General features: G+C 55.0%; 14 protein-coding genes and 1 tRNA gene. 6 read left to right on the forward strand and 9 right to left on the reverse strand.

Annotated elements, in window-relative coordinates:
* Positions 1–16 precede the first annotated feature (16 nt).
* The 4 genes from V0288_RS00085 to V0288_RS00100 all read right to left on the reverse strand — a co-directional run bounded on the left by V0288_RS00085 (position 17) and on the right by V0288_RS00100 (position 4,412).
* Positions 17–667 (reverse strand): DUF1449 domain-containing protein, encoded by a 651-nt coding sequence (locus tag V0288_RS00085; protein WP_332862956.1) that lies wholly within the window; start codon positions 665–667, stop codon positions 17–19.
* Positions 668–1,002: 335 nt separating this feature from the next.
* Positions 1,003–1,572, reverse strand: a complete 570-nt coding sequence (gene rdgB / locus V0288_RS00090) for an RdgB/HAM1 family non-canonical purine NTP pyrophosphatase (RefSeq protein WP_332862957.1) — start codon at positions 1,570–1,572, stop codon at positions 1,003–1,005.
* An 850-nt stretch (positions 1,573–2,422) separates the two neighbouring features.
* Positions 2,423–3,232: a hypothetical protein gene (locus tag V0288_RS00095; protein ID WP_332862958.1), complete on the reverse strand. Its 810-nt coding sequence runs from the start codon at positions 3,230–3,232 to the stop codon at positions 2,423–2,425.
* 337 nt (positions 3,233–3,569) lie between these two features.
* On the reverse strand, positions 3,570–4,412 hold the full coding sequence (locus V0288_RS00100; RefSeq protein ID WP_332862959.1) for a PEP-CTERM sorting domain-containing protein: 843 nt from the start codon (positions 4,410–4,412) through the stop codon (positions 3,570–3,572).
* A 274-nt stretch (positions 4,413–4,686) separates the two neighbouring features.
* Here V0288_RS00100 and V0288_RS00105 point away from each other — a divergent pair, with 274 nt between their 5' ends.
* Positions 4,687–5,235 (forward strand): RDD family protein, encoded by a 549-nt coding sequence (locus V0288_RS00105; protein ID WP_332862960.1) that lies wholly within the window; start codon positions 4,687–4,689, stop codon positions 5,233–5,235.
* 190 nt (positions 5,236–5,425) lie between these two features.
* Here V0288_RS00105 and V0288_RS00110 read toward each other — a convergent pair.
* The 4 genes from V0288_RS00110 to V0288_RS00125 all read right to left on the reverse strand — a co-directional run bounded on the left by V0288_RS00110 (position 5,426) and on the right by V0288_RS00125 (position 8,103).
* Positions 5,426–5,499 (reverse strand) — tRNA-Arg (locus V0288_RS00110).
* A gap of 39 nt (positions 5,500–5,538) precedes the next feature.
* The gene (gene cobT, locus V0288_RS00115) at positions 5,539–6,618 is read right to left on the reverse strand and encodes a nicotinate mononucleotide-dependent phosphoribosyltransferase CobT (protein ID WP_332862961.1); all 1,080 of its coding nucleotides are present in this window, start codon (positions 6,616–6,618) and stop codon (positions 5,539–5,541) included.
* A gap of 3 nt (positions 6,619–6,621) precedes the next feature.
* Positions 6,622–7,386 carry a DUF2232 domain-containing protein gene (locus V0288_RS00120; protein ID WP_332862962.1) on the reverse strand — a complete coding sequence of 255 codons (765 nt, stop codon included), beginning with the start codon at positions 7,384–7,386 and terminating at the stop codon, positions 6,622–6,624.
* A gap of 9 nt (positions 7,387–7,395) precedes the next feature.
* Entirely contained in the window at positions 7,396–8,103 is a 708-nt protein-coding gene (locus V0288_RS00125) for a Crp/Fnr family transcriptional regulator (protein ID WP_332862963.1), read from the reverse strand.
* A gap of 71 nt (positions 8,104–8,174) precedes the next feature.
* Between V0288_RS00125 and V0288_RS00130 the strand changes: the two genes are divergently transcribed.
* A complete protein-coding gene (locus tag V0288_RS00130; protein ID WP_332862964.1) occupies positions 8,175–9,365 on the forward strand; it encodes a hypothetical protein in 1,191 nt (396 codons plus the stop codon).
* 117 nt (positions 9,366–9,482) lie between these two features.
* On the forward strand, positions 9,483–10,163 hold the full coding sequence (locus V0288_RS00135) for a sugar transferase (protein ID WP_332862965.1): 681 nt from the start codon (positions 9,483–9,485) through the stop codon (positions 10,161–10,163).
* A gap of 41 nt (positions 10,164–10,204) precedes the next feature.
* Here V0288_RS00135 and V0288_RS00140 read toward each other — a convergent pair whose 3' ends face one another.
* On the reverse strand, positions 10,205–10,426 hold the full coding sequence (locus tag V0288_RS00140; protein ID WP_332862966.1) for a hypothetical protein: 222 nt from the start codon (positions 10,424–10,426) through the stop codon (positions 10,205–10,207).
* Positions 10,427–10,586: 160 nt separating this feature from the next.
* Between V0288_RS00140 and V0288_RS00145 the strand changes: the two genes are divergently transcribed.
* The 3 genes from V0288_RS00145 to V0288_RS00155 are packed head-to-tail and all read left to right on the forward strand — an operon-like array spanning position 10,587 to position 12,275.
* The gene (locus tag V0288_RS00145; protein ID WP_332862967.1) at positions 10,587–11,396 is read left to right on the forward strand and encodes a TlyA family RNA methyltransferase; all 810 of its coding nucleotides are present in this window, start codon (positions 10,587–10,589) and stop codon (positions 11,394–11,396) included.
* A 4-nt stretch (positions 11,397–11,400) separates the two neighbouring features.
* On the forward strand, positions 11,401–11,790 hold the full coding sequence (locus V0288_RS00150) for a XisI protein (RefSeq protein ID WP_332862968.1): 390 nt from the start codon (positions 11,401–11,403) through the stop codon (positions 11,788–11,790).
* An 11-nt stretch (positions 11,791–11,801) separates the two neighbouring features.
* Positions 11,802–12,275: a tRNA (cytidine(34)-2'-O)-methyltransferase gene (locus V0288_RS00155; RefSeq protein WP_422661851.1), complete on the forward strand. Its 474-nt coding sequence runs from the start codon at positions 11,802–11,804 to the stop codon at positions 12,273–12,275.
* Positions 12,276–12,280 lie beyond the last annotated feature (5 nt).

Below are 12,280 nucleotides of genomic sequence, written 5' to 3' on the forward strand. Positions count from 1 at the left end.
AGTTATTCTCCTTATTTTATTCTGGACGGTGAACTCGATCGATCCATTTATCTTCATCGGAACTATCTTTCGCGATGGCGATATAACTATGTTGCTGTCGATCGATAATTAAAATCCGCTGTCCGTAGTGGGGGATCACCGTCGCCCATTCCGGTAACGCGACACTAATGGTAACTAAATTGCCCGCGGAATCCATCACATCTCCCTGTCCTAATCTGCCTTCCACGAGATAGGGAATCGCTCGCGATGTCACCGTACCGATCCGACCGATCAATCGCTCGCTACTCACATCTTCCCCGAAAGACGCGAAGATTTTTCCCAGAGGACGCGCCAGCCAGGAACCGATCCCGAAACTGATGAATAAAGAGACCAGAAAAACGATTCCTCCCCATCCGAAAATACCTCTCGGTATCGGATAGGCAAGGATGGCGATTACTACATTAAAAAACAAGCCGATCACTCCCCACAAACTTAAATCTAACGCTAGGAGTAACAGGGTAGGGACCCGGCCGAATCCTAGAAAACCGAGGATATCGAGCGGGGATTCCGCCTCGCCGTCTAGATCGAGATCGTCATCTCCCATTCCCGAAAAAATCACGAATAGGAATAACGTGATGCCGATTCCGAACAAGAACCAATAGGGCGCGTTAGACGGGTGGAATAGCATAGTAAGCCTAGGCGATACAATGTCAATCTTTCGTGATTCTGACACGGGGATTGGTAACGGGAAAATCTCGATCGAGCGATCGAATGTCCACCTCGATACGCCGGGTTGTAGCGCTATCCTTGTCTCGGCAAATTTGTAGGGGAGTATGACCGATCGATCGTTTCCCGATTGCTCTCGATCGAAAAAATCCAGAGTTCGTTCAAGTACCGCCTTCATTATAACCAGCGTTCCCGATTTACCTCGGGAGATAGATAAAAATTTTAATACTCGCGAGGGATGGCGGTAGGATTCTGGAAGAGAAAACCCCGCGCGAATCGATCGCCCCGGCTCGATCGCTATAAATCCTGTAATTCGGGCAGTAAATTCTCGAAGGCTCTTCCCCGGTGGCTGATCCGTCGTTTTAAATCCGGGGACATCTCGGCGAAAGTTAACCCGTACTCGGGAACGTAAAAGATCGGATCGTAACCGAACCCACCGGAACCTCTCGGGCCGGTTAAAATCTCTCCGGGACAGATTCCCGTCGCGGAAAGAGCGATCGAACCGTCGGGGCGGGCGATCGCGATAACGCAGACGAACCGGGCCGATCGATCCGGGTCGTCGCCCAATTCCCGCGTGAGTCGCTCGATCCGCTCCCGATCGGTTCGGCCGTACCGCGCCGAATATAACCCCGGCGCACCCCCGAGCGCGGTCACTTCCAGCCCGGAATCGTCGGCGATCGACCATTCCCCCGTCGCTAGGGCGATCTGTGTGGCTTTAAGCTCCGCGTTCTCCTCGAAGGTAGTTCCCGTTTCCTCGATCTCCAGGGATTCGGGTTTGAGTTGCAGATCGATGTCGAGATCGGTTAAATACTCGGCGATCTCCTGTAATTTTCCGGGATTACCGGTGGCGAGGATTAATTTTTTCATGCTCGATCGATTCTCGGACGGGGCGTTTAGATGGGAACGGAATTTCTGTCAGAATTAACGGTATCTTTTTCGATTGTAACGGTATACCGAACTGGGGAAGAAGGACGCTCTAAATTCGGCGATCGGGAAAATTCGATCGATCGGCTCTCTCGAACGAACGCTCCAGGAATCCCCGGCCGCGGGGAGCGTCGCTTTCTCGTTCCCCGATCGGGAAAAGTGGGATTCTTCCGTTAAAGGCAACAGGGAACAGGGAAGGCATCTTCTCGGGGTTGAAATTCCCGAGAAGACGCGCTCGCCCCCAGGAGACCGGCTTCTGACCCGTCGGTCGGCCCTTGGAAACGAACGGGCAACAAATTTTGAATTCGACCAGAAGTTCTTACGGTTGCCCGTTGTCTGTTCCCGGTTCCCTCGGTCGAAGGTCGGTGAACGCGCGCCGACAAAAAGGGGGCGGGTAGCTAACCGATTCCCCTCGTTTCTAGGATAGCTTCCCAATACTTCTCGGATAACGCCATTCACTCGTTCACAAGAATACTGAAACCCTCGCAATTTCGTGGGCGAGAAACTCCAGGAAATCCTTAACCGAGAGGTATTGGATAGCTTCCGCCTCTTCATTTGTTATCGATCGCTGTAAGGAATTCTCGAATATCGATAAGTCGTTACGCTATTGATTTCGGGATTGACCGGTAACGAGAATCACCGTTTGCCGAATGTTCGCGAGACCTTCCTTCGGTTCGGTCCGTGGGCGATGTCTAGTTTTTCCCGGTGTTTTTGTAGCGTTGCCATCCCGTGATCGCGAATCGGATTCCTCATTTTCACGATAGCTTCCTTCGGTTCGGTCCGCGGGCGATGTCTAGTTTTTCCGGGAGTTTTTGTAGCGTTTCCATCCCGTGATCGCGAATTGGGTTCCTCCTAACAACAGGCAACCGAGTGCGAGAGAAGGTTCGGGAACCGGCGGCGGTGTCGTCGGGGAGAAAGCTTCTAAATCATCGAACGTGAAGAGCAGTCCGGGATTGTTGCTCGTGACTTCTAACTGGATATCGTAAATAGAGTTGAACGATACACCCGAGAAATTGGGGCTGGAGAACAAAAAGTCGATCGGGGTAGCGGAGGAGATTTCACCCAGTGTTTGCGAGAAGCTCGCGTAAGGCGCGACGGAACTATTGCGCGCTCGTAGCGTGATCGTGCCGACATTGGTGGAACCGCCGGCGTTGAGGGCGAAGCGGTTGGCGTTTAAGCGAAAGCGATCGAACGCGGAGAAATTGCCGTTGGCTCCCAGTCCCGAAACTCCTCCTCCTCCGTTCCAAGTCACCGTCGTGCTCGTGCGATTGCCCTCGGGTCCATTCACCGATAGATCGAGTCCCCCGCTAGTGATCTCGAGGATAGTAATGTCACCGCCAATGGTACTCCCCGGATCGAGGATCTCGAACACGGTGTTTCGCGCGCCTCCTAGTACGGAAGATAATCCGGTTTGAGCCTGGGGGGGAAGGGGGAGGGGAGTAGTAAAGCCGTCGTCAAAATAGGTTAGAGCGTCAGGGGGAGTGAACCCTTGCGTGAAATGGTCGATGGTCTGGGTCGCACCTAGCGTGGCGTTCGCTCCGAGAACGACGGAACTGAAGACAAGACCGAATATTAAGGCTTTTTTCATGGTTGCTCGTGTCATGGATAAAGAATTGCCGGTAGAGGCTCTTCGAGTTTTTACCGAGCGAACCCATCGCGCTCACCCGAAGCTCTTTCTTCTAGGGATACCGATGATTCCCGGCGATCGATCCAGAAGGGACGGAATTCGTTATCGATATACAAGCAAGTACAGATCGGGAGAGAAAACTTTATCGGAAGACTACACTCTGTCTCGAAAAATAAATTTTGATAGCGGGAAGTACAAAAAAAGACACAAAAAAAACCGCTCGGTGTGGCGGCTTTTCGCGAGATTTCGCTGAAATCGGCAGGAAACGGGACAGTTATCGTTAAAATCGGCTTTTTACGCTAAGAATCGGGTTTTAGTCATCGCGCGCACGCTTTCCCGAATTCGAGAAGAAAACGAACCCGATTACCGTTCCCAACCCCAGCACGAGAGAGGGTTCGGGAATCTCGTAACCCTGAATAAAATCTACCCGAACGGTCGAGGAGTTCCCCCCCCCCGTGATGACATTTAACTCGACGTAGTTAACCGCGTTCAGATTGAGAAGATTGTTAGCCGCTGTAAAGTCGGTGAACCGAATAAAAGTAAATTGATTACTCCCGATACCGTTTCTCACTACGCTGGCGGAGTTTCCGCTAATATCCCGGATGGTAACGGTGAACACGGGTTGAAAAAGGGGATTCGTGCTTCCCGTGATCACGTCCAGCGTCTTAAATCCGATCGACCCGACGTTCAGACGTTCTAAGAATTTACCGGAATTGCTTTGAGTGGCGGGAGCGAGGGGATCGATATTGTTCCAGATCATACTGGAGGAAACCCGGGCGTTGTTCGAGGAGGTCACTTGCCAGAATCCGCCGATCGAGGAACTGGGAATCACCCGAGACGTACCGCTCGTATTTAAATTCCCGGCGTTCCGGAGGGAATACATATTCAGGTCGCGATCTCCCCCGATCACCTGGTTAGCGGGTAGAGTGAACGGGGTGCTATTGATCGTGGCGGGAGAACCACTGGAGGTGGGAAAAGCGGTTCCCGTCCGAAGAATGGTTTTGTTGACTCCGCTGGCTACCTGACTATTGGTGTAGGGTTCGGTGAACTGCGTGTTGAACGTGTCAATGTTGAAAGAGGCGGCGAATCCCTGGCCGGCGCTCAACATGGTCACGCCGAGGGCTAGTCCCGTTCCCGTGAGTGCTTGCTTTAACATTTCTGTCCCGTGTAGTTTCTTAACTGTCTTTTTCGATTCGTGTATCTTTGTACGTCGGATACTAAGATAGGTTAATTTTTTCGGCGTTGTTTTAACGCCACTATAGCGAAATCATCGAGAAATGTCCAGACTGACCCTCGAACCTTCCGATAGTTTTTAGAATCTGTCCGGAGGCGCGGATAGGTTAAGATCCCCATAGCGTCTTGTGTTTCCCGCCCCGTACCTTCCCGCTCGAAAATCGCCCGCCATCTATCTAGACGATAGAATTTTGTGTATGGTTTACCCGGTTCCTCCCGACGATTTCCCCCCGCGACGGTTCCCGAAAGTCCCCCTAGACCGCCGCGCCTACGCTTTCGGGATCGATTTCATCTCGGTCTGGTTTCTCAGTTCTTTCGCGGGAAACAATCCTTTCGGACAATTCTTGGCATTTTTCGGGATCTGGTTCGTCCTGCGGGTGATCGTGGCGGTTCAGAACAAGGGGCAGAGCCTCGGCCGCTGGGCGTTGGATATGAAGGTGATCGAAGCTCGCGGTCGGCGGGTTCCGGGCGTGGTCGAACTGGCCAAACGGGAGGCGATCGTCGGCGCGGGGGCGGCGTTGACGATGGTCGGGGCGAACGCCGCTTTCGCCAATCCGTTAACGTTTATCCTGTTAGCCTCGCCCCTGGTGGCCGATTGCGGCATGGCGATCGGTGACGAGGAATTTTTCCGGGCCTTTCACGATCGCCTCGCCGGAACCCTCGTCATTCAAACCCGACGCGGTTTCTCCCTCGACCTGCGCCTCAAACGTCTCTGGTACGAGATCGTTAAAAGAAAGCAACGGTAAAAAAAGTCCCGGTTCGCGAGCGGAACCGGCGATCGGGAACGGTCGGGAAAAGGAAAAAAGAAAGCGGGAAAAAGTGAGGATTTCCTGACAGAAAATTCGCGAACGAAACCGGCGATCGGGAACGGCCGGGGAAAGGGAACAAGAAAGCGGCGAAAAGTGAGAATCTCGGAACGGGAAGGGCGGACGGTCACGGGATCGGCCGGGATCGAACCGGCGGCCTAGCGCTTAGGAGGCACTCGCTCTATCCAACTGAGCTACGACCCCACCCTGCTCTTCTATATGATAGTACAGGATTCGTAAAATCTAACCGGTTCTCGCTAATAGGCTCTCGATCGCCGTCACTAAGCGGTCGTTCGTCCAATTCCCGTACAGCGAGGCGATGATGGCGCATCCCCCCGCGCCGACCCCTTCTTTAACGAAACCGCGCTCGTAAGCCTGTAACGCGGGATATCTCGATCGGGAAAAATCTAACCGGCCCGCGAGTAAAGATACGTCCCCGACCAGATCCGCCAGGCCCGCGGTATCGCCGGTGGGATCTTCCGCCACCCATCGCGTCGTGCCGACGACAATATTCTCGGCGGGAAACGGGCGATCGAACCCGCGGGCGATCGCCCGGATCAACGCGTGAACCGCCAGCATCTGGGTTCCCCCGGCCAGCAGTACCCCGACCCGCCGGCCCGCGGCGATCGCCATTCCCGCCACGACGATCTGCTGGGGATCGCCCACGGCCGCCACTAACGCGAAAGGATCGGCGAATTTTCGCCCCCGTAAACCCCGATCGACGATCTCCCGTTTCTGTTCGTGATTACAGCGCGGGTGACTACTGTTCATCTTGCCTGTCACCGGGAAACCGAGTCCCGTCAGGATGGCGGCGGCGGTCGTCGTCCCCCCGACCACGCACTCGCCGATGGTCAGATAACCGTCCGGCACTTCCGTCGCCAATTTTTCCCCCCATTCCTGCCCCCGATCGAACAGGTGGCGGACGATCTCGATATCGAGCGCGTTTCCCGACCCCAGACAGCGGGCCGGCCGCCCCCCGAGGTCGATACAGGCGACCGGGGGAGGGTAGGGTAAACCCGCGTTAAACAGGTAAACGGGAATCTCGAAAGCCTCGACGACCGCGCGGGAAATATACACGGGAGACGCGCCGGCGATCAGGGGGGGGAGGGGATAGCGCGGGTTCGGACGCGGGCCGTGGACGAGAAATTCCGCGTCGGCGAGGGCGGTATGTTTTCGCGCCTCGCTCGTCGCGCCGGCCGCCGAGATGCCCTCGATCAGCCCGGTTTCGGTAAAGCCCAAGACGCAGGCGAAGACCGGACGTTTGCCCCGATAGCGGTTCAGCCATTTTTCCGCCCTTTCGAGACCGCTATAACACTGGATCATGGGTCACTCGTAATCTAGTAAAACCCGCACCCATTCGGGGGGACGGGGAATGCGATCGCCGAGTCGATCGAGAACCAACAGGGCCACGAGATGGACGGCGAACAGATACAATAAGCTATTGAGAAAAATACCGATAAAAGCCACGGTCTGCACTTGTACGAGCGTCGGTTTGACCAACCAGCCCAATCGCGTGAAAGCCCAATCGATAAAGTTGGTCGCCTGGGAGATGACGTACATCCAGAGATTTTCGCCGAGCAGGATAGAGAATAACCAGAAACGGAAGAACAACCCGATCGCTCCCAGAAGGGCGCCGGTAAAGATCGAGAACTCCCAACGCGCGCCCCGTCGCCAGCACAGCCCCAGTTGTACCCCCATCAGCCCGTAGGGGACGAGAAACACCACGCTCCGGGTCGGCCCCATCAGTACCGAGAGCAGTAAACTGGAGACGATCGCCGTCATCCAGGCGGAGCGATGTCCCCAGCGCAGGTAGGCCAGGGCGATCGGCAGGGGAAAAAAGAGTCGTAACAGCGGCCCGAGCGGGAAATAGTAATTGATCAACCAGAGTAAACTGGTCGCGCTGGCCAGAAAAGCCGTTTCTACCATCACGAGGGTAGAGAGCGATTTGACCGAGGGGGCGGGGGGCGACGGGGGGGAAGACGGGACGGGCGCGGGAGCGGTTTCGTCCCCCAGGTCCACCCAGTTGATCTCGTCCTGGCGATCCCGATCGAGATCCCCGGAAGAAGCGGTATCGGCGGAAAAATGATCCATCGGTATCCTCTAAGCGATCGCCCGTTCCAACGCTACCATATCGGGAATACAGAGCGTTTCCTGCTGGCGCACGATCAGACCTTTTTTCTCCAGTTTCGTCAGCGATCGGGTCACGGTCTCCCGCGCTAACCCGCTGATACTACTCAACTCGCGGTGGGGGAGATTGGGAATCGTGATGCCGCCGGCGGCGCGCTTGCCCTGTCCCTCGGCGAGAAATAATAGGGTGTCCGCGACCCGGGAGAGACTATCGGCCTCGCGTAATCGTAAACGGCGGTTGAGTTGGCGTAACCGTTTGGCCATTAACTGGGAGAGTCGGATGCCGGCTAACGGTTCGGAGTTGAGGAGACTGACGAAATCGTTCGCGGGAACGCTACTGATCGTCGTTTCCGTGAGGGTGATCGCGTCGGTCGATCGGGGGGCTTCTTCCAGGGCGGCCATTTCCCCGACCACCTCCCCCTTACCGACGATATTCAGGGTGACTTCCTTACCATCGACGTTATGGGTGCGAATTTTCACCCATCCCTCGATAATGAAATAGACCGATCCCCCCCAGTCGTTTTCTAGCAAGATAATCCGGTTGGCGGGATGGGTGCGGGTGACGGCATGACAGGTCGCTTTCGTGAGGATTTCTTCGGAAAGGCCGGCAAATAAGGAAGCTGTATCGATTAATCGTTTAATATCGGGTGATCTCTCGCGCGATTCGTGTCTTTCTTCCATAGCTAATAATTAAGTTGCTATCCGAGCCGTAGCGCCTACAATGGACGGTTGTTCAGTTTTCAGGTGATCTAGTGAGTGTCCAACCGGATTTTCGATCGCCCCTCACCGAGATCGATCTTATTCTCTCTAGGGTGATTTCGTCTCTAGTTAACCCGCGCGATGTTTCCCCGGAGACGATCGCGACGGCGTTGGAACAGTTAACGCGGGCGCGCGCGCTTTTACTCGACCTCGCGGTTATCCCGGAGGACGGGCGCCCCTCGCGGACCCTCTGGCGGATGGGGATCGAGAGCGATCGCGCGGGGGCGCGGGTGGCTTTTTTCCGGGAGACGGACGGGACGGTCGATCTCTTTCCCCTCTCCTGGAGTTTGGAGGACGGCGAGAGCGATCGGCTACCGGCCGGGCTGGTCGATCGCTATCTGGTCGATTGGTTGGCGACTCTCCCGCCGGACGGGGATTCCTGGCTCTACGAGGCCCTACGGGAGCTATCGGGGATCTGGATCGCCCACGATCGGGAAAGTTCCCTAGAAACGCTCGAGAATTCCCTGATCGCCGCGAAGATAAGCTCGCCCGATCGGATTCACCGGGTCGAGCGGACGATCGCCACCGCGCTAGCCCACGTCGCGCTCGCGGGCCGCGCCGGGGCGGAAACGCTATTGATCGTTCAGGGGGGAGGGGAGATGACCGAGTTAGCCCTGATCGAGATCCCGGCCGATCCCCTATCCCTGTCCCGCCGCTCGATCGCCTTCTCCCGCTTCGAGTACGGTTCGGAAACCTTTACCCGCCACCTGCTCGAACACGCGATCTATCCCCGCTGGCGGGCGATTGTCGCCGATTCCCTACCGGATCTCGATTCGCTGGACGATCATCCTCTCGGTCGGGCGTTACGGGAGGCGGCCCGGTTGACGCTCCTCATCCTCCAGGAGCGATCGGAATTTACCTCGCGTCTGGGCGATCGGGCGTGGACGGTTCATCGAGCGGAGGTGGAAAGGGAGGTTATTCAACCTTTTATCGGTCTTTTGCGGCAAAAAGTCGGTTTTCTATTGGAAAGTTCCCGAAAAAACCTGACCGAGAACGATCGGGTCATTTTCTGCGGGGATTTTTTCCTCTCGCTCTGGCCCCTCTTGTCCTCGGCGTTGACGGTGGAATTCCTACCGGCCCCGATCGTCGCCCCTGACTCCGAGACGATTTCCCCGGCCCTGTTCGGTCTCGGGCGCGTCCCCCTATATCCCTCGCTAGAGGACAGGAGTGGAAATAATGATTAAAAACTCGTCTCCCTCCCCCGGCTAAGGTCACAATTTAGGTGCGGTTAGTCAGTTTCTTAATCGTCAAGAGTCTAACTCTCGATCGCCTCGCTAACCGTGTCAACGTGAAAGCTAATCATGAATATTCCTTTCAAGCCCCTGTTTAGCTCTCCCTACGCCCGGCAGGAGACGATTTTCGCCTCTGAATCGCTCCATCCGTCGGTCTATAGTCGAAGCAAACGTCTAGTCGATATCGCGGGGGCGATCGTCGGATTACTCGTCACCGCTCTCCTCGCTTTGCCGATCGCCATCGCCCAAGCTCTAGATAGTCCCGGCCCGATTTTTTACCGTCAGCTTCGTTGCGGCCTGAACGGGGAAACCTTTTTCCTGTGGAAATTCCGCTCGATGGTGGTGGACGCGGAACAAAAACAACACCTCGTCAAAAATCAAGCGATCGGGCATATTTTCAAAAACGATCGCGATCCGCGGGTTACGCGGGTCGGTAGATTTCTCCGCCGTTCGAGTTTAGACGAGTTCCCCCAATTCTGGAATGTCTTAAAAGGGGAGATGAGTTTAGTCGGAACCCGTCCGCCAACACCCGACGAGGTGCGAAAATATAACACCTACCATTTCCTCCGTCTGCGGGTTAAGCCGGGACTGACGGGGGAGTGGCAGGTGAAAGGTCGATCGAGGGTGAGCGATTTCGAGGAGATCGTGCGGATGGATCTCGATTACCAGCACAAATGGTCGCTCGGTTACGATCTCTACCTGATCTGGCGCACGATCGGGGTCGTGTTAAGCGGTCGGGGCGCGTGTTAAACGGGGGAACTAACGCGCGAACCCCGTTACCGCTCCGTCCTTTACAAGCCCAATCGCTCCGTTTTCCTCGCGCCGAAGGAACGGAACAGCCAGATTGACCCCGAAACGAGGGAGGGGGCGAGGACAAAAATGGCCGCCAGGACGATCGGGTGTTCCCGCGCCCAGGCCGAGGAGAGCATGATGGCGAAAATTAACCCGCAATAGGCGACACCGAGAAAAGGTATGCCGATAACGAGGGCGGCGAATCGCGTATCTTTATCCATAAAAATTCTCACAATTTTCGCGTCGAATAAGCGTGAATTCGCTCTCGATCGAGCGTTTTCGCTTGTCTGTCTAACTCTACTTATAGCCTTTTCCCCCGCTCGACTTGTAGAAACGTCGGTAATTTTTTAGAATTAGTAAAGAATTCAGTGCCGGTTATCTTTGCCCAAACAACGACTCGATACGCTTTTAGTCGAGAGAAATCTCTGTTCGTCCCGCACCGAGGCCCGGAAGTTAATCCTCGCCGGGGAGGTGAAGGTCGATCGCCGGACGATCGACAAACCCGCCACGGAAATCGATCCCAACGCCGAGATCGAGGTTAAGCATAAATTGCCCTACGTGTCAAGGGGTGGCGAGAAATTAGCGAAAGCTCTAGAAACTTTCGGGATTCGGGCGACCGGTCGCGTCTGTTTGGACGGGGGCATCTCCACGGGAGGTTTTACCGATTGTCTCCTGCAAAACGGCGCGAAACGCGTTTACGGGGTGGACGTGGGTTACGGTCAGGTGGCCTGGACGCTACGGCAGGACGATCGCGTGATTTTGAAAGAGCGGACGAATTTCCGGTATCTCACCGCGGAAGATCTCTACGGAGAGGACACCCCGGCCGATCTGGGGGTGATGGATCTCTCGTTTATCTCCCTGACGAAAGTTTTACAACCGCTCCGGAATTTATTAATCCCTCCGAGGGAGGTAATTCTCTTAGTGAAACCGCAATTCGAGGTCGGACGGGAGAAGGTGGGAAAAAAAGGGGTGGTGCGCGATCCGAAAGACCAAGCGGCCGCGATTTTTCGGGTGGTGGAGGAAGCGATCGGTTTAGGATGGTTATACGGGGGATTAACGTGGTCGCCGATCACCGGCCCCGCGGGTAACGTGGAATATTTATTATGGTTGAACGAGTTTTCGGATCGATCGAGTCCCGCGTTAGCGGAAATCGAGGCGCTCGCGGTGGGTGCGATCGGCGAACTCGGGTAAACTTATGCCTAGCGGAGATCTCTATCACGAAGCGGTAAAAACGGCTTTAATCATGGAAAAATTAACTTTTTATCGCGGCGCGATCGAAAAAATATTAACGGAATATCGAGATCGTTTATCTTCGGCAACGGTAGAAGAAGTGGAAAATTGTTTATCCTTTGACGCAGTACGAGATCATTATTTTTGGTTTCGGGTAGGATGGGAGGGAAAGCGTAGAGTGAGCCAGATCTCGGTGTATATCCGCCTGAAAAATGGCAAGATCTGGATCGAGGAAGATTGGACGGAACGCGGGATCGCTACCGATTGGTTAGAAGCGGGAATCTCTCCCGAAGAAATCGTTTTAGGATTTCACCATCCGAGTAAAAGATTTTTAACCGAATTCGCGACCGCTTGAAAGGATCGATTATGGAAGAGACGATTTTACGCGTGGTTTTAGTCCATCCCCAGATCCCGCCGAATACGGGAAATATCGCGCGAACCTGCGCCGCGACGGGAACGGAATTACATTTAGTCGGGCCGTTGGGATTCGAGATTAGCGATCGCTATCTCAAGCGCGCGGGGTTGGATTACTGGCCCTACGTGAAATTGCACTATCATCTATCGATCGAGGATTTCTGTAAATACCGGGAAAAAATCGGCGGACGCTCGATCGGTTTTAGCGTGCGAGGGAATTGTAGTTACGTGCAATATTCCTATCAAAGTTGCGATTGGTTACTTTTCGGCAGTGAAACCGATGGGATTCCCGCGCCGTTACTCGATACCTGTGACGCGACGGTTTATATTCCCATGTCGCGACCGGAAGTGAGAAGTTTAAATCTGTCGGTGAGTGTTTCGATCGGTCTGTTCGAGGCGCGACGACAGTTAGGATTTATCGCGTGAATCCT

Source organism: Pannus brasiliensis CCIBt3594 (genome assembly GCF_036688125.1).
GTDB classification, from domain to species: Bacteria; Cyanobacteriota; Cyanobacteriia; order Cyanobacteriales; family Microcystaceae; genus Pannus; species Pannus brasiliensis.